Source organism: Saccharopolyspora sp. NPDC000995, from assembly GCF_053599315.1.
Genome location: NZ_JBSFLZ010000016.1, coordinates 43,889 through 64,077, shown reverse-complemented (window position 1 = coordinate 64,077; position 20,189 = coordinate 43,889). Strand labels below are relative to the sequence as shown.

Genomic DNA, 20,189 nt, shown 5'->3' with positions numbered 1-20,189 from the left:
AGCGGCGCCAAGCACTCACCTCAGGGAGCGTCCGTACAGAGCGGATCGGTCCGCTAGTCGGCGGGTTCGCGGTCCAGTTCGAGGGCGAGGTAGAAGTCCACTCGGGACGGGAACTCGGCGAGGTCTCGCCCGGTGATCTCCTCGATCCGCTGGATCCGGTAGCGCAACGTGTTCACGTGCACGTGGAGCAGCTTGGCGCAGCGCGACCACGAGCCGGAGCAGTCGAGGAACACCCGCAGGGTTGCCAGCAGGTCCGAGTTGTGCGCCGAGTCGTACTCGATCAGGTCAGCGAGCAGCCGCTGCCGGTAGGAACGGCGCAGCTCGTCGGGCGCCGACGCCAGCAGCACCTCGTGCGAGGCGAGCTCCGCCGCCACCACGACCTCGGCGCGCCCCCGGCGCTGCTGCGCGAGCCGACGCGCGTAGCCCGCCTCCTCAAGCGCTCCGCGCAGCGCCGTCGCCGGGCTGATGTCGCTGACGCCGATCGCCAGCCGCCGCTGGCCCAGCCCCGGCTCGGTTTCGGCGACGATGCGCCGCAATCGCGCGTCCAGCTCCGCCAGGTGCGCTTCGTCGGCCACGAACAATGCCGTGGCGCCGTCGCCGAGCGGAGCGGTAACCGAGGCCATGCCGGTCGCCGCAGCGACCTCGCGCAGCAGCAGCGTCGACTCCGCCGGGTCGCCGGCGCTGAGGGCCACCGCCCGCAGCGGCTGGTCCGTAGGCAGGCCCGAGGTCTCGAGGCGGGCCGCGACCTCGGCCTGGGTGGAGGTGCCGTCGAGCAGCCTCCGCAGCGCCGCCTCCACCGACCTGCCCGCGATCCGGCGGGCCTCTTCCACCCGTGCCCGCACCAACGCCACGACGGTGCCCAGGTCCGTGGCGATGGCCTCCTCCTCATCGCCCCAGTCGGCGACGTCGCCGCGCGCCAGCACGAACCAGCGGGCGGCAGGCGGCTCGGTTTCGGACTCCACCGGCCACAGCACGCATGTGCCGCCGGACTCCACTGGTCGCACGGTGCGGGGCAGGCGGCCGGTGGCGAACGCGCGCAGCGCCGCGCAGCGGGTCGCATCCGGCAGTTCGCCGGTGCCACCGACGATCCAACCGGCCGCCGACAGCACCCAGCAGTCGGCGCGGAGTTCGTCGGCCGCCATCCGGAGCACCCGGTCCAGGTCGGCGCCGGATGCGACCGCGGAGACCAGCTCGCGACGCGGAGCGGAGCGGCGCTGGATGCGGTCGGCGAGGGCGTTGAAGCTGACCGTCAGCGGCACCTCGAAGGCGGGCAGGCCGTACCGCCGGCATGCCTCGACGAGGTCCGGCGGCGCGTGGCCGAGCCGCGCGGTGCCCGCAGCGAGGGCCACCACCCCGGCGTCGACCAGCGCGGCGACGAACTTTTCCGAATCGCTCGGGTCGTTGCGCCACATCAGACCGCTGAGCACCAGCTCGCCGCCGTGCAGGTAGCGCCGGGGGTCGAGCAGGTCTGTGATGTAGACGCCGCGGACCGGCCGGTCCATCTGGTCCGCGCCGCCCAGCAGCACCAATCCGAGTTCCGGATCGGCGAGGAGATCACTTAGCTGCACCTGCGCACCTCGGCCTCCGCCGCCCCGGTCCATCTCGGGGCCGGGGCCCCACGCCGGGCCGGTCGTCGGCCGCGAGGCGGGCATCTGTTCCGGGTGAGTGTTTCGGCCGGGTGACCCGAACGCCGCAAGGGGCTCCCCGCGTTTGGAGAAACATACAACCCCGGCCCGGCTACCGGAAGGATTTTTCGGGCCTTCCACCGCTAGCGGCCGAACAGCCCCCAGTTGTGTACTGACTCACACCTTTTCACCACCCGTGACAAGGAGTGCAACCGTGGAATTCGTCCGCCCCGCCTCGTGGCGGGAGGCTCTCGAAGCCAAGGCCGCGCATCCGGACGCGACGCCGATCGCCGGCGGCACCGACGTGATGGTCGAGATCAACTTCGACCATCGCCGCCCCAGCACACTGCTCGACCTCACCGGCGTCCCCGAGCTCGCCGGTTGGTCGCAGGCGGACGGGACGCTGCGCATCGGCGCGGGCCTGCCCTACACCCGGCTGATCAACGAGCTGGGCGACCAGGTGCCGGGTCTGGCGATCGCCAGCCGCACCGTCGGCTCGCCGCAGATCCGAAACCACGGCACGCTCGGCGGCAACCTCGGCTCCGCCTCCCCCGCCGGCGACGGCCACCCGCCGCTGCTGGCCTCCGACGCGCTGATCGAGGTCGAGTCGGTGCGCGGCAAACGGCTGATCCCGGCGACCGAGTTCTTCACCGGTGTCAAGCGCAACGCGCTGGCCGAGGACGAGCTGATCGCCGCCGTGCAGATTGCCCCGGCGACCGGCCCGCAGCAGTTTTCCAAGGTCGGCACCCGCAACGCGATGGTCATCGCGGTGTGCACCTTCGCGATCTCGCTGCACCCCGATCGCAGGCAGGTCGGCACCGGGATCGGCTCGGCCGCCCCGACGCCGCTGCGCGCGCAGGTCGCGGAGGAGTTCCTGAGCGCCGAGCTCGACTGGGAGCAACGGCAGCCGTTGGAGGACTCCGTGGCCCGCCGCTTCGGCGAGCTGGTCGCGCAGGCCGCGTCACCGATCGACGACGTGCGCGGCACCGCCGGCTACCGGCGCCACTCGCTGGCCGTGATGGCTCGCCGGACCCTGTCCTGGGTCTGGCACGACCACTGTGCCGGGAGGCAGGAATGCGCCTGAAGGTTACCGTCAACGGACAACCGCACGAGGCCGACGACGTGTGGGAGGGCGAGAGCCTGCTGTACGTGCTGCGCGAACGGCTGGGCCTCCCGGGTTCGAAGAACGCTTGCGAGCAGGGCGAATGCGGTTCCTGCACGGTCTACCTCGACGGCGTGCCGGCCTGCTCGTGTCTGGTGGCCGCAGGACAGGCCGAGGGCCGCGACGTGCGCACCGTGGAGGGCCTCGCCGACGGCGAGAAGCTCGACGAGGTGCAGGAGGCGTTCGTCGAGGCCGGTGCCGTGCAGTGCGGCTTCTGCACCCCGGGCTTGCTCGTGCAGACGCACGACCTGTTGGAGCGCAAGCCGAATCCGTCCGACGCGGAGATCCGCGAGTCGCTGGCCGGGAACCTGTGCCGCTGCACCGGTTACGAGAAGATCATGGATGCTGTTCGGCTCGCCGCCCGGAGGAAGTCGGCGGAGCGGAAGGCGCACGCATGAGCCGGACCATCATCGAGGGCGGCGCCGTGGTAACCGTCGACGACCCGGGCACCGAGTTCGCCGAGGGCCACGTCGTCGTCGAGGGTGACCGCGTCCGCACCTCGCAGGGGGTGTCATGAGCAGCGAGACTCAAGCGGGGGCAGGTACCCGGCCGAAGAGTCCGTCATCGCGCTCGGGCTTTGTCTTTGAAGCGGCGCAGCCCCTTAGCCCACCCGTACAACTCGCACTGCCGCGGATTCTCAACGACATTCTCTCGAGGACATCCCCGAAGCCGCGTATTGGACATGCACAAGTCGGAAATCCCGCAGCCGAGAAGGCATCTGGGGTTGCGCCACCCGCACCGTCACGCAAGGGGAGCCTGGAGACAGGCATCAAGGAGCTCAAGGAGGTGTCCGCATGAGCAGCCACGCACCTGCTCGCAGTCCGCAGGAGCTCAACGACGCCATCGGCGGCGGCATCGGCGAATCCCCGCTGCGCCCGGACGGCGCGATCAAGGTGCGCGGCGAGTTCGCCTACTCCTCGGACCTGTGGGCCGAGGACATGCTTTGGGGCGCGACGCTGCGCAGCCCGCACCCGTACGCCCGGATCCGCTCGATCGACATCGGGCCGGCGATGACGATGGCCGGGGTGCAGACCGTGCTCACAGCCGATGACGTGCCCGGCGACAACTGCTTCGGCCTGAAGTACGCCGACCAGCCGGTGCTGGCCGCCGATGTGGTGCGCTACAAGGGCGAGGCCGTCGCGCTGGTCGCGGCCGACCACCCGGAGACGGCGCGGCGTGCGCTGGAGAAGATCGTCGTCGCCTACGAGGTGCTGGAGCCGGTGCTCGACGCCGAGCGGGTCGCGCACGACGAGACACTGCCGAAGCTGCACCCGAACGGCAACGTCGTGCGGCACCAGAAGATCGTCAAGGGCGACCCGGACGCGACGGCCGAGGTCGTGGTCTCCGGGGTGTACACCGTCGGGATGCAGGACCAGGCGTTCCTGGGTCCCGAGTCGGGGCTGGCCATCCCCGCCGAGGACGGCGGCGTCGACCTGTACCTGGCGACCCAGGACTTGCATTCCGACCTCCGGCAGACCGCGCGGGCGCTCGGGCTGCCGCCGGAGAAGGTGCGGATGACAATGTCCGGCGTCGGCGGCGCGTTCGGCGGCCGGGAAGACCTGTCCATCCAGGTACACGTGTGCATGCTGGCGCTACACCTGGGCAAGCCGGTCAAGATGGTCTACAACCGCGAGGAGTCGTTCTACGGCCACGTGCACCGGCACCCGGCCAAGATGTACTACGAGCACGGCGCGACGCGCGACGGCAAGCTCGTGTACGTCAAGGCGCGGCAGTACTTCGACGGCGGCGCGTACGCTTCGAAAACGCCGGTCGTGGTCGGCAACGGCACCACGCTCGGCGCCGGTCCGTACAAGGTGCCCAACGTCGATATCGAAGGTTGGGGTCTCTACACCAACAACCCGCCGTGCGGTGCGATGCGCGGACTCGGTGCTGTGCAGCCAACTTTCGCGTACGAGTCCCAGATGGACAAGCTCGCCGCCGCGCTGAACATGGACCCGGTCGACCTGCGCATCGCCAACGCGATCGAGCAGGGCGACTCGATCCCGACCGGCCAGGTGCTGGACTTCCCGGCTCCGGTGGCCGAACTGCTGGAGCGCGTGCGGGCCCTGCCGATGCCCGGCGAGCGCACCGGCCCGGTGGACATCCGGGACATGCCCGGCGGGGCGTCCAACACCACGCACGGAGAAGGCGTGGTGCGCGGCGTCGGCTACGGCGTGACGATCAAGAACATCTGCTACGCCGAAGGCGCCGACGACTTCTCGACCGCGCGAGTGCGGTTGCAGATCATCGGCGGGGAGCCGGCGGCCATGGTGCACACAGCCGCGGCCGAGGTGGGGCAGGGCCTGGTGACGGTGCAGCAGCAGATCGCGCGGTCCGAGCTCGGCGTCGAGCGGGTGACCATCCACCCGAACGACACGAGCGTCGGCCCGGCCGGCTCCAGCTCAGCCTCGCGGCAGACGCTGGTCACCGGCAGTGCCGTCAAGGCGGCCTGCGACGCGGTGCGCGAGGCTGTGTTCGCTCGGGTCGCCGAGCGCTACGACGTCGAACCGGCGCTGCTGGACCTGCAAGGCGGCAAGGTCGTGTCGAAGGCCCACGGCGTACTGGCCGAACTCGTGGAGGTGCTCGGCGACGACGTCATCGAAGAAACCCGCGAATACCACCACCGGGAGACCTTCCCGATGGACGAGAACGGCCGCAGTGAACGGGTACACGTGCAGCACGCGTTCTCCGCGCACCGCGCGGTGGTAGACGTCGACCTGGAGCTCGGCTTGATCAAGGTCGTGCAGCTGGCTTGCTCCCAGGACGTCGGCAAGGCGATCAACCCTGACTCGGTGGTGGGGCAGATCCAGGGCGGTTCCACGCAGGGCATGGGGCTGGCCGTGATGGAGGAGATCAAGGTCGTGGACGGCCATATCCGCAACCCCTCCTTCACCGATTACCTGATACCCACGATCCTCGACACGCCGCCGATGGAGATCGACGTCATCGAACGCGCCGACCCCAACGCGGTCTACGGGCAGCGAGGGGTCGGCGAGCCGCCGACGATCTCCACCACCCCGGCCGTAGTGGCCGCCATCCGCGCCGCCACCGGCAAGGAACTCCCGCACACACCGGTGGCTCCCGAGCACATCGTGTGACCAGCGGTGCCGGGCCGCCGTCCCAGCATCCCCAACGACCACCGGAAACCCATAGGAGTGGTTCAAAAGTGATTTGCGTGGCGGTGTGGGGAGCGCAACCTCAGATGCCTTCTCGCTGTGGGGATCCGACATCACGAATGCCAATTCACCACGTCGGGGGCTGTCCGCGCGAGATAGCTCGGGGTGCGCGGTGGCCCCGCGTAGCACTGTTGAGAACGCGGCGGTGCGCGCTAAGTCCCACACAGCAAGCGGCTACCGCCGCTTGTTGAACAGATCCTAGGAGGAAACAATGTCCGTGGACGTCGCAACGGGCGCCGAGCAGGATTGGATGGCCAAGGCCATCGAACTCGCCACGACCAATGTGGACAGTGGCGGCGGCCCCTTCGGCGCGTTGATCGTCCGGGATGGCGAGATCATCGCGACGGGCATCAACAAGGTGACCCTCGACCTCGACCCGACCGCGCACGCCGAAATGACCGCGATCCGCAACGCCTGCCGGGCGTTGGGCACCTTCAAGCTGAACGGCTGCGTGCTGGTGACCTCGTGCGAGCCGTGCCCGATGTGCCTGGCCTCGGCGATGTGGGCGCGGGTCGACCGCGTGCTGTTCGCCGCCGACCGGGACGACGCCGCCGACGCCGGCTTCGACGACCGCGCCTTCTACGACGCGTTCAAGGACCCGGAGAAGAAGTGCCCGACCCCCGTCCACCAGGTGGCAATGGCTAACCGCAACGCGGCTTTCGACGCCTGGCGCGACAAGCCCGACCGCGTGGACTACTGACCCCAGCGGGTCTTCCGGGCAGCTTCAGCGGCTCGAAGCGCTCACGGTCCCGGACGCCCTGATCCGGGACTCGAATTCCCCTCAGCAGCACGATCACCCAGAGAAGGGGCAACGGCCGCGACGACGGGGTCGCCCGTCGCCCGCGGACGGGCCGCACCGACCGTTTCCGCGATTCCACCGGAACCGGGCCCGCCCGCCGTCCCGAAAAACACTGCGGCGGAGAAAGCCGATCGATCAAACGACCCACACCGATTTCGGCGGATTCCCGCCGGGCGCTCCCCTGCCCGGAAACGCCGAGAAGAAGTCCGGGCGGCACCCGATCCGGGGCCGCGCGGGGGCGCCCACCGGCATGGGAGGACTCATGACCCAGCAAGTGCAACCAGAAAGATCCGCCGACTCCAGGCCCTCAGGAATAGACCGCTTCTTCCGCATCACCAGCCGCGGCTCCACCATCTCCCGCGAACTGCGCGGCGGCCTGACGACCTTCGTCGCGATGGCCTACATCGTGATGCTCAACCCGCTGATTCTCGGATCGTCCGCGGACGTGTCCGGCGCCAAGCTGACCCCCGAGCAGTTGACGACCGCCACCGCGGCCACCGCGGGCGTGATGACCATCGTGATGGGCCTGGTGGGCAACGCGCCGCTGGCCCTGGCGTCCGGCCTGGGCGTGAACGCGGTCGTCGCCTTCACCATCGCGCCCGCCATGACCTGGGCGCAGTCCTTCGGGCTGGTGGTGCTCGAAGGCATCGTGATCGTCATCCTGGCCGTCAGCGGCATCCGGGAGAAGATCATCGACTCGATCCCGGCCGCGCTGAAGACCGCTGTCACCGTCGGCATCGGCCTCTACATCGCGCTGATCGGCCTGGTCAGCGCCGGGTTCGTGACCCGCAAGCCGGACGCGGCCAACACCACGGTGCCGGTCCAGATGGGCCAGGGAACCGAAGGGCACCTGGTCGGCGTGCCGATCGCGATCTTCTGCCTGAGCCTGCTGATCATGCTGGTCCTGATGGCCCGCCGGGTGCCTGGCGCGATCTTGATCGGCATCGCGGTGAGCACGGTGCTGGCGATCGGGGCCAACGCGGCCTTCGCCATCGACCCGAAGCAGTGGGACACGATCGTGCCTGAGCTGCCCGACCAGTTCATCGGCAGCCCCGACTTCAGCCTGTTCGGCGACGTCGACCTCTTCGGCGGGTTCGCCGCGGCCGGCGGCATCGCGGCCACCGTGTTCCTGTTCACCCTCGTGCTGTCCGGGTTCTTCGACGCCATGGGCACCATCACCAGCGTCTCCGCAGAGGCGGGGCTGGTGATGGACGGCAAGGTCGAGCGAATGGGCCGGATCCTGGCTGTGGACGGCGTGGCCGCCGCCGCGGGCGGGCTGACCGGATCATCGCCGAACACCGTGTTCCTGGAATCGGCCACCGGCGTCGCCGAGGGCGCGCGCACGGGCCTTGCCAGCGTGGTCACCGGGCTACTGTTCTGCGGGACGCTGCTGTTCACGCCGCTGGCGGCGGTGGTGCCCGCGCAGGCCGCCGCGCCGGCGCTGGTGATCGTGGGTGCGCTGATGATGGCCCAGGTCCGGCACGTCCCCTGGGACGACCCCGACTTCGTCATCCCGGCGTTCCTGACCATCGCGGTGATCCCGTTCACCTACATGATCACCAACGGCATCGGAGCGGGCCTGGTCGCGTTCGCGGTCATCAAGGTGGCGCGCGGCAAGGCCCGCGAAATCGGCTGGCTGGTCGGCATCCTGGTGATCGTCTTCGGGCTCTACTTTGGAGTGGAAGGCATCGAAGCCCTGGTCGAGTAACCGCGCGAGGAGCTCCTCGGGTGCTCGGCTCCCCGAACAGCGCCACTCGATCGAGTGGGAGGTGAGGGGCACCCTTGAGCGGCCGCACCGCCCGCGGGTGCCCCTCACCTCGTCAAGATCTCGGATCGGTGAAGTGTGGAGTGGGTACCTTGCGGTGGTGGTAATTGCGGGAGTCGTGTTGGCCGCCGGTGCCGGTCGTCGGTTCGGGATGCCGAAGGCGCTGGTGGAATACCGAGGGACGTTGCTGGTCGACCGGGCCGCGCGGGTACTCGCCGCAGGCGGCTGCGCGCCGATCGTGGTGGTCATCGGCGCCGCCGCGGACGAGGTCCGCGAACGCGCTGAGCTGACGGGCGCGACGGTGGTGTTCAACCCGGACTGGGCCACCGGCATGGGCTCGTCGCTGCGCACCGCGCTCGACGCGCTCGCGCCGACCAATGCCGACGCCGCCCTCGTGCTACCGGTGGACATGCCCGGCATAGGCCCGGAAGCCGTGCGGCGCGTCGCGGCGCTCGCGAACCCGAGCGCCCTCGCCGCCGCCGCTCACGACGGCGTCCGCAGCCACCCAGTGCTGCTGGGGCGCGACCACTGGGCCGGGGCCAGCGCGGCGGCCACCGGGGACGCCGGTGCCCGCGGCTACCTCAAAGGCCGCGAAGTCGCGCTGGTGGCCTGCGACGACGTGTCGGAAGGGTTCGACATCGACCGTCCCGAAGACCTGGGCCAGGGCAACCCGTAGAGTCGACGGCCACGCGTGACCGGCCCGGAACGGCTGCGCAGCACCGACACCAATCGACGCCGCGTCACGCGAACGCCCGAGCACACCGGAGGCGGAGGCATTCATGGCGAGGGGACACATCACCGCCAACTACGTGCCGGACGGCGACGACTGGCTGGTCCCCGTCACGGCCGGAACCGATCGCAGCATGGCCGACCAGCTCATCGAGAAGTTAACGCCCGGCGCCGCAGGATGTGTCGTGATCCACCTTCTCGACGGCGACGGATTCGCATTCACCACCGCATACCTACAGGCCAGGCACGGCCTGTCCGACGAGGCGACCCGCAAGGCCGTGGCCGCCGCCGCGGGCCACGCCCGCAGCGGCCGGTGACCGCGCGCAATTCCGGGACTGCGTGCACAGTGGACGAATCCGACCAGCACCTTAGGATGTCGGTCGTGAAAGCGGCGAGCAGTGCACGCGAGGAGGAAGCAGCGTTGGCCAGCGTCGAATCGAATCAATCGGCCACCGGCCGGGGCCGCCCGCGGGATGCCACCCGCGACGCCGCGCTGCGCCAAGCCGCGATGGAGGTACTCGCCCAGGTCGGCTACCGGGCGTTGACCATGGACGCCGTCGCCACCCACGCGCGGGCGGGCAAGGCCACCATCTACCGCCGCTGGGACTCCAAGCTCGACCTGGTCATCGACACCTGCACCCAGCTGGTGCAACGCAGCGTTCCGGAATCCGACCAGGGCAGCATCGAGGCCGACCTCGGCGAGTTCCTCCGCGGGTTCGCCTCGTTCCTCACCGGCCCGGTCGGCAAGGCGGCCCAGGCGCTGGTCGGCGAACTCCCGCACGAACCCGAACTGGCCGCGGCGTTCCGCGAATCATTCCTGCTGCCGCAGCGGGACATGCTGCGCCGCATCATCGAACGCGGCGTGCAGCGAGGAGAGATCCGCGCCGACGCGCCGATCGACACGGTCGTCGAACTCGCCGGCGCCAGCTTGATCTACCGCCTGATGCTCACGGACGAGCCACTCGACACCGGTTTCGTCGACCGGCTCCTCCGCGAAGGCCTGCTGCCACTGCTGCACACCGCCACACCGTCGGCGTAGTCCGTCCGGAAAACCAGGCGCTAGGGTGGTGCCACGCCGTGGATGGAGGTCTGCGTGGCGCAGGGATCGGTGACGGAGCTAAGCCGCTGGCCGGTGAAGTCGCTGCGCGGTCAGCGCGTCGACGCGGCCCGCTTCGACGGCCGCGGAATGGCCGGTGACCGCTCATACGCGCTGCTCGACGAGCGCGCCACCCGAACCGGTAACGTGCTGACCGTCCGGCAGAACCCGATGATGCTCAGCTGGGCGGCGAGTTACGGCGACGTCGCCGACCCGACCGAACCGCCGGCGCTTCGCGGCCCGGACGGCGTGGACTGGGCCTGGACAGACCCGAAGCTCGCCGACGTCCTCGCCGACTCGCTTGACATCCCGCTCAGCCTGCGCGCTGCCGACGGGCAGCAAGACCGCGGCCCCACCGTGCTCGTCACCTTCGAAGCCTCCCGGGCCGGCCTGTCCGACGAGCTGGGCGCCGACGTCGACCTGCGCCGCTTCCGCACGAACCTGCACGTGACCGCCGACCTGCCGGCCTTCGCCGAGGAGCACTGGGAACCCGGCACCACGCTCACGGCGGGCGAAGTGGAGCTGGCGGTCACCGGGGACAACGCGGGGCCGTGCATCCGCTGCGCGGTACCAAGCTGGGACGCCGACGGCCGCGAGCGCTGGCGGGATCTGCAAACCCACCTGATCGGGCGCCACGACAACAAGTTCGGCGTGATCATGCGCGTGACCAAGCCCGGCGAAATCGTCCTCGGGGACGCGGTGCTGCAGCAGCCGTGAGCCTTTTGGGCTGCCGGGGCGACCCAAAAGACCCACGGGCATTCACCGGAAGAGCTTGCGCACCACCGCAACGGTGACGAGAGCACCGACACCGATGAGCACGTAGCGCACCCTCGGGTCGTTGAGCTTTTCCTGCAGGCTGGACTTGCCGTACTCGACGAAACGCTTCGGGTCCGCCTTGACGCTCAGTTGGTCCAGCGTGGCGGCCAGCGCTTCACGCGCCTGCTCGATGTCGCGCTCGATGGTGTCTGGATCACGGGCCACGTGTCCTCCTCACGTTCACCTGGCTGCTGACACCGTAGAGCACCGCCGGGCCCGCCACGCACCAGCGGTTCGCGTGTCGCGCCCGAACCCGGTCCGGGAACTCCCCTCCCGCCAAGATCACCTCACGCGCTAGGCTGTGCCAAGCGGGGCCGTAGCCCAATTGGCAGAGGCACTAGGTTTAGGTCCTAGCCAGTGAGAGTTCGAGTCTCTCCGGCCCCACCACGCTTTCCCCGACCCCCGACCCCCGACCCCCGACCCCCGACCCCCGACCCCCGACCCCCGACCCCCGACCCCCGACCCCGGACGGCGGTCGGGGTCCGTCCGCATCGCAGTGCAGGATCAGCGGACCTGCTCCCGGGTGACGGCTTCGATGCGGTGTCCCTCGCCCACTCTCCGAGCGTCGTCATCGCCGTGTTGCGCGGGTGGCGGCCTTCATCAGGTGCGCGAGAACGGTCCGGACTCGTCTCGAATTGGCGCGGATCAGCGTGGTGGCGTCAGGAATCCGTCGATGACGCGGCGGATTTTTCCCCCGGCTTCCCCATCGCCGAGGCGGAAGGCGGTGTTCGCCGCGATCAGCACCGCGTCGATCTGGAAAGCAGCGAGTTCCGCGTCGAGGTCGGTGATCTGGCCGGGGCCGGTGGCCTGCCGCAGTTCGGCGGCGATGACATCGCGCCAGTCCTGCTAGTGGCGGGACAGCACGTCACGCACGGGACCGGGCCGGCTGTCGAAATCGGGCAGGTTCGCCCAGAAGCAGCCACCCGGGAACAGCGGTTCCTCGGCGTACGCGATCCAACGCTCGGTCAGCGCCCCGCAGTCGAACGCGCGAACTCATGGCCTAGCAGGCATCCGGCTGAACGGAACCCGCCGATTCACTCCTGCGCGAGTGCCGCTTCGTAGGCGGCGCGCGGCGGCCGAAGACCGATTCGGAGCCTGCTGGTCGCGGAATGCCCAGGTGCTGCTCCCGCAGCTCGTCCTTGAATTCGTGCCACAGCTCGGAGGCACCTCGTTCGAGCAGTTCCGCGCGGATAGCCAGCTCGCGCGTCACCGGCAGGTGGCGGCGTCCCCAGGCACCGAGGTGGGTCAACCAATACCTCCGCGCCGGACTCGTCGACGAATTGCGCACCCACATCGCCCCGGTCACGCTCGGTGCCGGAGAGCGGCTGTTCGACGGCGTGCCCGCGCTGGGCCTGGGATTGGTCTCCGCGCGTCCCGCCTCCCTCGTCACCCACGTCACCGGGTCCGCCGCTGAACCGGCGGCCGGGAGCACGGAGCACGAATCCGCTCCACCGGGCAACCGCATCCGGTGACCGCGCGTCTACGCCGCAGAACGGGTTTCGGCTGTGATCGGAGGCGTGATGACTTGGAGAAGCGCGGTTTTCGTGGCGGCGAGCGCGCTAGCGCTGCTGGGGACGACGATGCCGGCGGCTGCCCAACCGGCGGCCGGGACCGTGCAAGGAATGCACTTCTTCGACCGCAACGTTGACGGTGCTTGGCAGCCCGGCGAACCTGACGGCGGCACCGCGGTCGGGCTGTACCACCTGGACGGCAGCTGGGTGGCGACGGTTGGGACGAATCCCGATGCCACGTACGAAATTCCCGACGTGCCGCCCGGCCAGTACCGGGTCGGCATCAACCCAATCGGCTACCAGATGACCACTCCCAGCGAGGTCGTCGTCGACGTGTACCCCGGAGGCACGGCCCGCGCCGACTTCGGCAAGCTCGGTAGCGACATCACCGGCGTCACCTGGCACGACGTGAACACCGACGGGCAACGCCAGGCGGACGAGCCGCTGCTGCCAAATATCCCCTTCTGGATCGGCAGGTGGGGCAGCGGTACCGACGGCACCGGGCACTACTCGATGCCGAACCAGGGAACCAGCACCTACGTCCTGCGCTTCGTCCCGCCCGAGGGCATGGGATTTTCGCCGCAGCACGTCGGCGCGCCGGAGACCGACTCCGACGCCGACCCGGTCGATGGGACGGCGACCGCCGTCGTCACGCTGACCGAAGACAGGATCAACCAGATCCCGAACCTCGACATCGGCCTGGTCACGAAGTAGGCCGACGACGGCGGTTGCCGTGCATGCTTGGCCGATCGCGTCCAATTAGGACTCCCGCGCGGGAAACCCCGAGCAAGCACCCGAATGGTTCCGGGCAGGTCCGCGTGAACCGATCCGCCTCGGCATCACATGAACCGATGCCAGCATGCTCATCTCGTCCGAGAAGGGCGTCGTGTTCATCGGCGCCGAAGGGCACGAAGACGCCGGAGGGAATCGGTGTCGGGTCGACCTTCGCCGAGTTCGAGGCCGCACACCCCGGCCTCGTCGACGGCAGCAACGGCAACCAGGCGGCTGCCGTACCCGGCAACTCCGACGCGGACAGGTTCGTAGCGACGAGCGGCTGCCCGCACAGCTGTTCGACCTGCTTGGAGAGGATTCTCGAAGCATTATGCGCACCACCACCGCTGCGTCCTGACCGGGCGCGGCGTCGGACAAGGTCTGTTCCCGCAGCGCGTGGGCCGGCGCTGTGGAGCGCATCGCCGTGCAACGGCAGCGTCGCACGGCGGTCGACACGGCTACCGGCTCCCCCCGGCAAGCGCTCGGCGCGGGAACGGACCACGGCCACCCGGCAGCCCCACCCGGCCAGCCGGGTCGGTGCCACCGCGGACGCCGGTCCAGGTGACGGCGCCACCGCGGATCCCTGGACTTCATCCCCCATTCTGTTCGGCGACCTGGCGACGGCGTTGGGCTACGGCCCGCAGCTGCTGAACATCACGGGCTTCATCGGCCTGCCGACCGCGATCATCGCGGTCGTGCTGTGCTGGCTGCCGGCGAACAACCACTACGCGAGGGCCCGCAAGCTGGCCGCCTGATCTGGAATCGGCAGCGTCGCACTGCGGGACGGCGCAGCGGAATTCCACAACGGCGGAGGCCCGACACCGAAGGGATTCGGTGCCGGGCCTCCGTCTTCTCGCGGACCCGGGAACGGGTGCTTCCTCAGGCCGACTTGAGTTGTTGGCGTTGGCGGCCGAGGCCGTCGATCTCCAGCTCAATCACGTCGTCGGCCGCGAGGTACGGGAACCGCCCGGACATCGCCACACCCTCCGGCGTCCCGGTATTGACCAGGTCGCCCGGCTCCAGCGTCAGGTACTGCGACAGGTGCCGGACGATCTCCGCGACGCCGGAGATCATGTCCGCGGTGTTGGAGTCCTGCCGCGCCTCGCCGTTGACGAAGGTGCGCAGCCGCAGCGCCTGCGGGTCGGCGATCTCGTCGGCCGGAACCAGCCACGGGCCGACCGGGTTGAACGTCTCGCAGCACTTGCCTTTGGACCACTGCCCGCCGGAGTGCTCCTTCTGGAACGCGCGCTCGGACACGTCGTTGGAAACCACGAATCCGGCGATGCAGCCCAGGGCCTGCTCGGCGCTTTCGAGGTAACGGGCCCGGCGGCCGATCACGACACCGAGCTCCACCTCCCAGTCGGTCCGCTCGGCGCCGCGCGGGATCAGCACCTCGTCGTACGGCCCGACGACCGTGTTCGGGTGCTTGAAGAACAGGATCGGCACCTCCGGCGGGGTCGAACCGGATTCGGCGGCGTGCGCGGCGTAGTTCTGGCCGATGCACAGCACCGCCATCGGCCGCGCGATCGGCGCGCCAACCCGCAGGCCGGTGCCGTCGCCGGCGTCGTCGACCGCGGGCAGCTCACCGGCGCCCAGCGCCGCGCGTGTCTGCCGGATGCCATCACCGGCGAGGAACTCGCCGTCGATGTCGTTGGTGATCGGGCTCAGATCGAAAACCCGGCCCTGGTCGTCTGCCACGTGCGGACGCTCAGCACCCACCGGACCCAACCTAAGAAACTTCATCTCGCTCCTTCTCGAACGTGCGTGGTCGGCTTGCCTAGCGGTGCGGGTAGCGGAACCTCGGACGCCAATGCGCCACGCTGGGTAGGTCCTGTCTGAGAACCCCGGCGGGGCGGGCACAGCCTGAGAGCCCGCGGCGGCGCAAGCTGCGCACGTGGCAGAAAGCGGCTGACGCCGCGTGCCTGATCGTCCCGTTTGCGCCGAACAACCCGCTCCTCCCGGCCCACAGACTTTCTTCGGCACTGCCGTCACGGCTGGTCGGCCGGGTGGGGTGCGGGTACACCCCGAGACCAGGTCGCAACGGCAACCCTGCGACCTTCCACGGAACCGGTCCGGAAGGCAATACCTCACGGCTGGGCCGGCCGGATGAGGATCTTGCTGGCCCGCACGGTCCCGGCGGCGAGGTCGCGGAACGCGTCGGGCCAGCCGACCCGGTGGTCGATCCGCGGGTCCAACCGACTCCCGGCCTCGGCGACCCAGGCCGCGGTGTCGGCGAATTCCGCGCGGTTGTAGCAGAAAGCGCCGATCAGTTCGCGTTCAGCGGTGTTGATCGCGAAGCGGGCAGCGGCACGCCGTGTTCGTTCATGCCGACCGGCACGATCCGGGCAGCACGCGCAGCCACCGCCAACGCCGACGTCAGGGTGGCCGAGCTACCGACGGCGTCGAGCACCAAGTCGGCTTGGCTCCGAGGAGCTTCTCGGTCTCGGTGGCAACCGCGCTCGGCGTGACCACCCGGGCACCGAGGGCGGCGGTCAGCGCCGCGCGCCCGGCATCGGGCTGGCTGACCACGATCAGCTCCGCCACCAGCCGCTGGGCGGCCAGCACGCAGGACTGCCCGATCGGCCCGCCGCCGAGCACCAGCACTGCATCGGCGGTGCTGCACCGGCCGCGCCGGGCCGCGTGGTAGCCGACCGCGAGCGGCTCCACGAGCGCACCGTGCTCCTCCTGAACCCAGGCTGGCAGCGACACGATGTTGCGGGTCGGGACGACCATGAGGTCGGCGAACGCCGAGCTGATCGTCGGGCCCACCCCGATCACCCGGCGGTCCGGGCAAGCCTGCGCCTTTCCTGCCGCGCAGGGCGGGCAGCGCTCGCAGCGGATAAAGGGGTTCACCGTGACGAGGTCGCCGACCGAAGCCCTGACCGCCGAGTCTCCGCCGCGCACCCGCGCGACGGTGCCGGGACCCGGCGAGAGGCTGCTGGAGATCGTCGCCACCGTATCCTGCGACTCCGATCTGCACGGCTACACCGGCGAGAACGGCTGGCGCCACCCGAGATCGGGGCGTTCCTCGACCGCGATCGACCCCGGACTGCGGAACACCAGTGCGCGCATCGGCTCCGATCTTTCACTTACATGAAGCAGGTTCGATCTCGCGCATTTGGATCAGGAGGCGCCCCGTCAAGCCCGGAGCGCGCGGGTCACCGCGCCGAGCCCTTCCGCGATGGCGCGCAACTGGTCGCGGTCGAGCACGTCGATAAGGTTCTCGCGGACCAGTTCCACGTGCCCGGGCGCGGTCGCGCGCAGCTTCTCCCGGCCCGCCCCGGTAAGCCCGGCGACAACGCCCCTGTCGTCGGTGTCGCAGGTCCGGCGGCGCACCAGCCCCGCCTTCTCCAGCTGGGTGACCTGGTAGGTGAGGCCGCTCTTCGAGGTCACCACCCGCTGGGCGAGTTCGGTCATGCGCATCTCGCCGTCTGGTTCGGCGGCGAGCCGGACCAGGATCTCGTACTGCGGGTGGGACAGCCCCGCCTGCTCGCGCAGCTGCTGCTCGATCCGCCGGGCGATCAGGTTGCTCGCCTCCACGAAGGCGTTCCAGGCGGCCATCTCCTCGGTGTCCAGCCAGCGCGGTTGCGTCATGCCACCACTCTAGCTTGTTCTAATTCGAACGACAGCGTAGCTTGTGCTTGTGGTTCGAATTCGAACTAGGAGGATCGCCATGACCGCACCGGCGGCAGACCGGATGCCCGCTGTCTACCTCAGCCACGGCGCGCCGCCGCTGGCCGACGACCCACAGTGGCCCGACCAGCTCGCGGCCTGGTCCCGCGACCTGCGAAAGCCGAAGGCAATCCTGATCATCTCGGCGCACTGGGAGGAGGCGCCGCTGGCGATCGGAGCCACCACCTCCGTGCCGCTGGTGTACGACTTCTGGGGTTTCCCCGAGCACTACTACTCGGTCCAGTACGCCGCGCCCGGCGCGCCGGAACTCGCCGCCCGGGTGCGCTCGCTGCTGCACAGCCCGGACACGCCGGTGCAGGACTTCCCGGAACGCGGCCTCGACCACGGCGCGTACGTGCCGTTGAAGGAGATGTACCCGGACGCCGACGTGCCGGTGCTGCAGATCTCCATGCCGACGCTGGAGCCGGAGCGGCTGATGCGCATAGGTCAGGCGCTGGAACCGCTGCGCGACGAAGGCGTGCTGATCGTCGGCAGCGGCTTCTTCACGCACAACCTCGCCGCACTACGCGCCGAGACCACGCCGAGCTGGTCGACGGAGTTCGACGACTGGGGCGCGCGGACCCTCGAAGCGCGCGACGTGGACGCGCTGCTCGACTTCCAGCACAAGGCCCCAGCGGGCCGCCTGGCACACCCCCGCACCGAGCACTTCGCACCGCTGTTCGTGGCGCTGGGCGCGGCGGGCAAGGACCTCGACCAGCAGAAGATCGCCATCGACGGCTTCTGGTGGGGCCTGGCCAAGCGTTCCATCCAGTTCGGTTCGTGAGTGCGAAAACCGGTTCTTCCCGGCTTTCGCGCTCACGAAGCTGATCAGCGGCGGAGCCGACGCTCGACGGAGGCGACCACATCGGACAGTGGGGCGCGGGTTTCATCGGTCCAGTTCGGCCCGCAGCGCGGCGTCGGCGCGGAGACCGACATCGCCGCCACGACCTCGCCCGAGTGGTCGCGGATCGGAATCGCGACGCAGCGGCAGCCGATGATGTATTCCTCGTCATCTACGGCGAAACCGCGTACCCGAGCCTGCTCGACCTCGGCGAGCAGCTCGGTCGGATCGGTCACCGTGTTCTCGGTGAAGCGCGCCAGCACCACGTCGCGGTAACGGCGCTCCAGTTCGTCGTCGGACAGGCCCGCCAGCAGCGCCTTGCCCAGCCCTACGGCGTGCGCGGGAAGCCGCATGCCGACCGCGGACACCAGCTTCATCGGCTGCGGCGACTCGGCGATGGCGATGTAGACGTTCTCGGTGCCGTCCAGCCGGGACAGCTGCACGGTCTCGCCGGTCTCCTGCGCGAGCCGCTCCATCAGCGGCAGCGCCAGGCCGACGATGTCGCGGTGCCCGGTGTAACCCTGTCCGACGGTCCAGGCCTTCAGCCCCAGCCCGTAGGTGCGGGTGGTCTGGTCGAACTCGGCGAAGCCGCGGTGCACCAGGGTGCCGAGCAGGCCGTGCACGCTGGACAGCGGCAGCCGGAGGGTTTCGGCGATGTCGCTGAGCCGGTGCCGGCCGCGGGAGAGCAGCTCGAGGATGACCAGCGCGCGGTCGGCGGATTTGACCACGTTCTGCCCGCTGCCCGCCTGCTCAGCGGTGGCCGGTTCCGCCTTCACGCCGAATTTCCTCCTGCCCCGTTTGCAGCCGCGCTCCCCCCGAACGACCTACTGAACAGTACAGCGGGCGAGCCTCGCCCGCGCAGCTCGTCCAGGAGACGCAGGCGGCGCTGCCAACAAGCCCGTCAGCACCCTTGCGGCCCGTAGAGGCTGTTTCCAGATTCGTCCCGCGTTGGCGGTGCGGGTAGCGGAATTCCAGCCGCCACCTGGAACCCGGGATCCCCGACTTGTGCACCGACCAATACGCGGGCATCGGGCCTGTCCTCCCCGGGTGACACCCGAGAACCCGCGGCGGTGCGAGCTGCGAGCGCGGGCCAAGCGGTTGCGCCGCTTCAAAAACGAAGAACAAGCCCGCGAGTACTGCCGGGGCGTACCCAATCTCACTCACGGGACCTTGACCTGCGAAAACTAACACCTAGTCGGCACGCTGCGATCGTCGCGAGCCAATCCGCTCGGACTCTACCCAGCCAGGGCGGTGGCTATTTCGGTGGCCAGGGCGATGTTGTTGCGGTACACCGCGATGTTGACCGCCAGGCTTCGGCCGCCCGTGGCGGTGCGGATCCGGTCGAGCAGGAACGGCGTGATGTCGTGGCCGCTGACGCCCTGGTCGCGGGCCTGCTCCCACGCCTCGGCCAGCGCCCGGTCGTGCAGCGTCGGGTCCAGCTGCTCGTCCGCAGGAACCGGATTGGCCACCAGCACCGCCGAACGCAGGCCCAGCTCGTCGCGGGCCGTCACCACCGCCGCGACGTCGGCCGGTGCGTCGGCGGAATGCTCGATCGCATGGCCGGAATCGGCGACGTAGAAACCCGGGAAGCACAGCGTCCGGTAGCCGAGCACCGGGATGTTCAGCGTCTCCAACCGCTCCAGCGTCGCGGCGACATCCAAAATGGATTTCGCCCCGGCGCTGACGACCACCAGGGGCGTCGCGGCCAGGGTCACCAGGTCGGCGGATTCGTCGAAGCTGGTCGCCGCACCGTGGTGCACCCCGCCGAGCCCGCCGGTGGCGAAGACCCGGATTCCCGCACGGTGCGCCAGAAACGACGTCGCCGCGACGGTGGTCCCGGCATTGCGCCCCTTGGCGGCGGCGATCGGCAGGTCCCGGACGCTCGCCTTCACCGCGGCGCCGTCGTCGGCCAGCCGGTCGAGCTGCGCGCCGGTCAGGCCGACCGTCGCGACCCCGTCGATGACGCCGATCGTCGCGGGCACCGCCCCGGCAGCCCGGACCTGCTGCTCGGCGGCCCGGGCGACCTCGCCGTTGTCCGGGCGCGGCAGCCCGTGGGTGATGATCGTCGACTCCAGGGCCACGACCGGGCGCCGCTGGGCGACGGCCTGCCGGACTTCCCCGGACACCACCGGCAACGACATTCGCACCTCCACCGCGGCGGCGCCGGACACAGCGTCGCGAAAAAATTCCTTCGGTCCGAACGCCCCGAAGGTGTGAGCATATAGG

General features: G+C 69.9%; 23 protein-coding genes, 1 tRNA gene and 1 pseudogene. 16 read left to right on the top strand and 9 right to left on the bottom strand.

The window, feature by feature from the left end; all coding sequences use genetic code 11:
* Positions 1–53 precede the first annotated feature (53 nt).
* Positions 54–1,652, bottom strand: a complete 1,599-nt coding sequence (locus ACWDKQ_RS08635; protein WP_450138133.1) for a PucR family transcriptional regulator — start codon at positions 1,650–1,652, stop codon at positions 54–56.
* Between the two features lie 187 nt (positions 1,653–1,839).
* On the opposite strand from ACWDKQ_RS08635, the gene ACWDKQ_RS08630 reads away from it, so the two are divergent.
* From ACWDKQ_RS08630 to ACWDKQ_RS08585, 10 genes are all read left to right on the top strand, one after another.
* A complete protein-coding gene (locus ACWDKQ_RS08630; RefSeq protein WP_450138132.1) occupies positions 1,840–2,709 on the top strand; it encodes an FAD binding domain-containing protein in 870 nt (289 codons plus the stop codon).
* Positions 2,700–3,185 (top strand): (2Fe-2S)-binding protein, encoded by a 486-nt coding sequence (locus tag ACWDKQ_RS08625; protein WP_450138131.1) that lies wholly within the window; start codon positions 2,700–2,702, stop codon positions 3,183–3,185. Before ACWDKQ_RS08630 ends, ACWDKQ_RS08625 begins: the two co-directional genes overlap by 10 nt.
* A complete protein-coding gene (locus ACWDKQ_RS08620) occupies positions 3,182–3,304 on the top strand; it encodes a hypothetical protein (RefSeq protein WP_450138130.1) in 123 nt (40 codons plus the stop codon). Before ACWDKQ_RS08625 ends, ACWDKQ_RS08620 begins: the two co-directional genes overlap by 4 nt.
* A 277-nt stretch (positions 3,305–3,581) precedes the next feature.
* Complete coding sequence (gene pucD, locus ACWDKQ_RS08615) at positions 3,582–5,885, top strand: xanthine dehydrogenase subunit D (RefSeq protein WP_450138129.1); 2,304 nt, start codon at positions 3,582–3,584, stop codon at positions 5,883–5,885.
* Between the two features lie 289 nt (positions 5,886–6,174).
* A complete protein-coding gene (locus ACWDKQ_RS08610; RefSeq protein ID WP_450138128.1) occupies positions 6,175–6,663 on the top strand; it encodes a nucleoside deaminase in 489 nt (162 codons plus the stop codon).
* 361 nt (positions 6,664–7,024) lie between these two features.
* Entirely contained in the window at positions 7,025–8,470 is a 1,446-nt protein-coding gene (locus ACWDKQ_RS08605) for an NCS2 family permease (protein ID WP_450138127.1), read from the top strand.
* A 133-nt stretch (positions 8,471–8,603) separates the two neighbouring features.
* Positions 8,604–9,203: a nucleotidyltransferase family protein gene (locus ACWDKQ_RS08600; protein ID WP_450138126.1), complete on the top strand. Its 600-nt coding sequence runs from the start codon at positions 8,604–8,606 to the stop codon at positions 9,201–9,203.
* Between the two features lie 103 nt (positions 9,204–9,306).
* Positions 9,307–9,573, top strand: a complete 267-nt coding sequence (locus ACWDKQ_RS08595; protein WP_450138125.1) for a hypothetical protein — start codon at positions 9,307–9,309, stop codon at positions 9,571–9,573.
* Positions 9,574–9,629: 56 nt separating this feature from the next.
* The gene (locus ACWDKQ_RS08590; protein ID WP_450138124.1) at positions 9,630–10,295 is read left to right on the top strand and encodes a TetR/AcrR family transcriptional regulator; all 666 of its coding nucleotides are present in this window, start codon (positions 9,630–9,632) and stop codon (positions 10,293–10,295) included.
* A 54-nt stretch (positions 10,296–10,349) separates the two neighbouring features.
* The gene (locus ACWDKQ_RS08585) at positions 10,350–11,069 is read left to right on the top strand and encodes an MOSC domain-containing protein (protein WP_450138123.1); all 720 of its coding nucleotides are present in this window, start codon (positions 10,350–10,352) and stop codon (positions 11,067–11,069) included.
* Positions 11,070–11,111: 42 nt separating this feature from the next.
* Here the strand turns inward: ACWDKQ_RS08585 and ACWDKQ_RS08580 are convergent, their stop codons facing one another.
* Positions 11,112–11,333, bottom strand: coding sequence for a DUF3618 domain-containing protein (locus ACWDKQ_RS08580; protein WP_450138122.1), 222 nt, complete (start codon positions 11,331–11,333; stop codon positions 11,112–11,114).
* 145 nt (positions 11,334–11,478) lie between these two features.
* On the opposite strand from ACWDKQ_RS08580, the gene ACWDKQ_RS08575 reads away from it, so the two are divergent.
* Positions 11,479–11,555 (top strand) — tRNA-Leu (locus ACWDKQ_RS08575).
* Between the two features lie 258 nt (positions 11,556–11,813).
* Here the strand turns inward: ACWDKQ_RS08575 and ACWDKQ_RS08570 are convergent.
* Positions 11,814–12,137 (bottom strand): annotated as a pseudogene (locus tag ACWDKQ_RS08570) (TetR family transcriptional regulator C-terminal domain-containing protein).
* Positions 12,138–12,168: 31 nt separating this feature from the next.
* Entirely contained in the window at positions 12,169–12,417 is a 249-nt protein-coding gene (locus tag ACWDKQ_RS08565; protein WP_450138121.1) for a hypothetical protein, read from the bottom strand.
* A 31-nt stretch (positions 12,418–12,448) separates the two neighbouring features.
* Between ACWDKQ_RS08565 and ACWDKQ_RS08560 the strand changes: the two genes are divergently transcribed.
* The 3 genes from ACWDKQ_RS08560 (at position 12,449) to ACWDKQ_RS08550 (ending at position 14,205) form a co-directional block, all read left to right on the top strand.
* Positions 12,449–12,640 (top strand): hypothetical protein, encoded by a 192-nt coding sequence (locus tag ACWDKQ_RS08560; protein ID WP_450138120.1) that lies wholly within the window; start codon positions 12,449–12,451, stop codon positions 12,638–12,640.
* Positions 12,641–12,688: 48 nt separating this feature from the next.
* Positions 12,689–13,393, top strand: a complete 705-nt coding sequence (locus tag ACWDKQ_RS08555) for an SdrD B-like domain-containing protein (protein WP_450138119.1) — start codon at positions 12,689–12,691, stop codon at positions 13,391–13,393.
* 137 nt (positions 13,394–13,530) lie between these two features.
* Positions 13,531–14,205 (top strand): hypothetical protein, encoded by a 675-nt coding sequence (locus ACWDKQ_RS08550; RefSeq protein WP_450138118.1) that lies wholly within the window; start codon positions 13,531–13,533, stop codon positions 14,203–14,205.
* A 124-nt stretch (positions 14,206–14,329) separates the two neighbouring features.
* Here the strand turns inward: ACWDKQ_RS08550 and ACWDKQ_RS08545 are convergent, their stop codons facing one another.
* Complete coding sequence (locus ACWDKQ_RS08545) at positions 14,330–15,193, bottom strand: fumarylacetoacetate hydrolase family protein (RefSeq protein ID WP_450138117.1); 864 nt, start codon at positions 15,191–15,193, stop codon at positions 14,330–14,332.
* Between the two features lie 633 nt (positions 15,194–15,826).
* A complete protein-coding gene (locus tag ACWDKQ_RS08540; RefSeq protein ID WP_450138146.1) occupies positions 15,827–16,354 on the bottom strand; it encodes an alcohol dehydrogenase catalytic domain-containing protein in 528 nt (175 codons plus the stop codon).
* On the opposite strand from ACWDKQ_RS08540, the gene ACWDKQ_RS08535 reads away from it, so the two are divergent.
* Positions 16,305–16,547, top strand: a complete 243-nt coding sequence (locus ACWDKQ_RS08535) for a hypothetical protein (RefSeq protein WP_450138147.1) — start codon at positions 16,305–16,307, stop codon at positions 16,545–16,547. The genes ACWDKQ_RS08540 and ACWDKQ_RS08535 overlap by 50 nt on opposite strands.
* A 41-nt stretch (positions 16,548–16,588) precedes the next feature.
* On the opposite strand, the gene ACWDKQ_RS08530 is transcribed toward ACWDKQ_RS08535, so the two are convergent.
* Complete coding sequence (locus ACWDKQ_RS08530; protein ID WP_450138116.1) at positions 16,589–17,044, bottom strand: MarR family winged helix-turn-helix transcriptional regulator; 456 nt, start codon at positions 17,042–17,044, stop codon at positions 16,589–16,591.
* 79 nt (positions 17,045–17,123) lie between these two features.
* Between ACWDKQ_RS08530 and ACWDKQ_RS08525 the strand changes: the two genes are divergently transcribed.
* The gene (locus tag ACWDKQ_RS08525) at positions 17,124–17,906 is read left to right on the top strand and encodes a dioxygenase family protein (RefSeq protein WP_450138115.1); all 783 of its coding nucleotides are present in this window, start codon (positions 17,124–17,126) and stop codon (positions 17,904–17,906) included.
* Positions 17,907–17,950: 44 nt separating this feature from the next.
* On the opposite strand, the gene ACWDKQ_RS08520 is transcribed toward ACWDKQ_RS08525, so the two are convergent.
* Positions 17,951–18,739: an IclR family transcriptional regulator gene (locus ACWDKQ_RS08520; RefSeq protein ID WP_450138114.1), complete on the bottom strand. Its 789-nt coding sequence runs from the start codon at positions 18,737–18,739 to the stop codon at positions 17,951–17,953.
* Between the two features lie 459 nt (positions 18,740–19,198).
* Positions 19,199–20,110 (bottom strand): pseudouridine-5'-phosphate glycosidase, encoded by a 912-nt coding sequence (locus ACWDKQ_RS08515; RefSeq protein WP_450138145.1) that lies wholly within the window; start codon positions 20,108–20,110, stop codon positions 19,199–19,201.
* Positions 20,111–20,189 lie beyond the last annotated feature (79 nt).

Excerpts from the sequence above, each read along its gene's own strand:
- ACWDKQ_RS08550 (WP_450138118.1), top strand. The coding sequence starts at position 13,531 with ATGCCAGCATGCTCATCTCGTCCGAGAAGGGCGTCGTGTTCATCGGCG.
- ACWDKQ_RS08555 (WP_450138119.1), top strand. The coding sequence starts at position 12,689 with ATGACTTGGAGAAGCGCGGTTTTCGTGGCGGCGAGCGCGCTAGCGCTG.
- ACWDKQ_RS08620 (WP_450138130.1), top strand. The coding sequence starts at position 3,182 with ATGAGCCGGACCATCATCGAGGGCGGCGCCGTGGTAACCGTCGACGAC.
- pucD (WP_450138129.1), top strand. The coding sequence starts at position 3,582 with ATGAGCAGCCACGCACCTGCTCGCAGTCCGCAGGAGCTCAACGACGCC.
- ACWDKQ_RS08610 (WP_450138128.1), top strand. The coding sequence starts at position 6,175 with ATGTCCGTGGACGTCGCAACGGGCGCCGAGCAGGATTGGATGGCCAAG.
- ACWDKQ_RS08530 (WP_450138116.1), bottom strand. The coding sequence starts at position 17,044 with ATGACGCAACCGCGCTGGCTGGACACCGAGGAGATGGCCGCCTGGAAC.
- ACWDKQ_RS08605 (WP_450138127.1), top strand. The coding sequence starts at position 7,025 with ATGACCCAGCAAGTGCAACCAGAAAGATCCGCCGACTCCAGGCCCTCA.
- ACWDKQ_RS08595 (WP_450138125.1), top strand. The coding sequence starts at position 9,307 with ATGGCGAGGGGACACATCACCGCCAACTACGTGCCGGACGGCGACGAC.
- ACWDKQ_RS08545 (WP_450138117.1), bottom strand. The coding sequence starts at position 15,193 with ATGAAGTTTCTTAGGTTGGGTCCGGTGGGTGCTGAGCGTCCGCACGTG.
- ACWDKQ_RS08635 (WP_450138133.1), bottom strand. The coding sequence starts at position 1,652 with ATGCCCGCCTCGCGGCCGACGACCGGCCCGGCGTGGGGCCCCGGCCCC.
- ACWDKQ_RS08525 (WP_450138115.1), top strand. The coding sequence starts at position 17,124 with ATGACCGCACCGGCGGCAGACCGGATGCCCGCTGTCTACCTCAGCCAC.
- ACWDKQ_RS08625 (WP_450138131.1), top strand. The coding sequence starts at position 2,700 with ATGCGCCTGAAGGTTACCGTCAACGGACAACCGCACGAGGCCGACGAC.
- ACWDKQ_RS08590 (WP_450138124.1), top strand. The coding sequence starts at position 9,630 with ATGTCGGTCGTGAAAGCGGCGAGCAGTGCACGCGAGGAGGAAGCAGCG.